The sequence below is a fragment of the Flagellimonas ochracea genome (genome assembly GCF_009903685.1).
GTDB classification, from domain to species: Bacteria; Bacteroidota; Bacteroidia; order Flavobacteriales; family Flavobacteriaceae; genus Flagellimonas; species Flagellimonas ochracea.
Map to the genome: position 1 here is coordinate 1 of NZ_JAAABI010000025.1, position 1,072 is coordinate 1,072.

General features: G+C 36.8%; 3 protein-coding genes. All 3 read left to right on the top strand.

Annotation, left to right across the window (positions count from 1 at the left end):
- The coding region (locus tag GTQ34_RS16585; protein ID WP_166524924.1) for a hypothetical protein at positions 1 to 303 on the top strand (303 nt) is incomplete at its 5' end.
- The gene (locus GTQ34_RS16590) at positions 290 to 760 is read left to right on the top strand and encodes a hypothetical protein (protein WP_166524925.1); all 471 of its coding nucleotides are present in this window, start codon (positions 290 to 292) and stop codon (positions 758 to 760) included. The genes GTQ34_RS16585 and GTQ34_RS16590, both read left to right, overlap by 14 nt.
- Positions 760 to 1,072: type II secretion system F family protein (locus GTQ34_RS16595; protein ID WP_208103916.1), on the top strand; the 313-nt coding region annotated here is incomplete at its 3' end. The genes GTQ34_RS16590 and GTQ34_RS16595, both read left to right, overlap by 1 nt.

Here is a 1,072-nt window from a genome sequence, read left to right on the forward strand (position 1 = left end):
GCATCCACCCTAATGGAGACCATGGTTGCCACCGTATTGATAGTAGTGGTTTTCATGATGGCCAGTCTTATATTGAATTCGCTGTTTTCAACAAAAATCAAAATTCAAATGAACCCTCTTCTTAACCACCTAAATGAGTTGGAGTATCTCTATTCCCATAACAAACTGAGTTTACCATATTTTGAAGAATGGGAAGAGTGGCAATTAAGTGTTGGTCCAGAAGGCAAGGTATATATTGAAGAGACAAATGGAACAGACTCAGAATCACGGATTGATCAGATAGAGTTTTATGCACCTAATTAGATTTCAAAGACTAAAGGCATTTACCCTAAGCGAGATACTAGTGGTACTTGTTGTAACCATTGTAGTTGTAGGCCTGGCATTTTCAGTCTTAGACCTGGTTCAAAAACAAATGTGGGGCATTCAGAAAAACTATAAAGAGGAATCGATAGATAACTCACTGCAACAAGCTTTATGGATTGATTTTCATCTTTATTCAAAAATCGAATATTCCTCAATCAATAGCATATTAGAGCTAAAACACGAAATGGGCAGTACAAAGTATGAATTCCATAAGGATTATGTTGTCAAAGACAGGGACACTTTTTATTCAGAATTTAAAGTGCACAAGGTATATTTTCAAGGTAATGAAATTGAGGAAGGTATCATTGATGCCGTTAAATTGACCAAGACCGGGGACGAAATAAATAAGAAACTTTTTGTGTTCAGAAATAATGATGCGGCCGTATTTATAAATTGATGGGATTTAAACTGGAAAATATATCGAAAATTTCTTCCCAGCAGAAAGGGGTAAGCCAGGATTTACAAAGAACCCCGTTGCTCGAACGTGAGCTATTTTCCTTCAGTAAACCATTTTCAAATAGAAAAAAAGAAGATTTTTATACGGAACTTGGGGTTTTGTTGAAGGCTGGAGTCACTCTTAAAGAGGCATTGGCGTTAATAAAAGAGGGGCAAAAGAAGGAACGGCATAAATCATTGGTTGGCCTACTGGAGGAGAATCTTATATCGGGATTGAGCTTTTCCGAAACGATAAGGGAAAGAAAAGAATTCA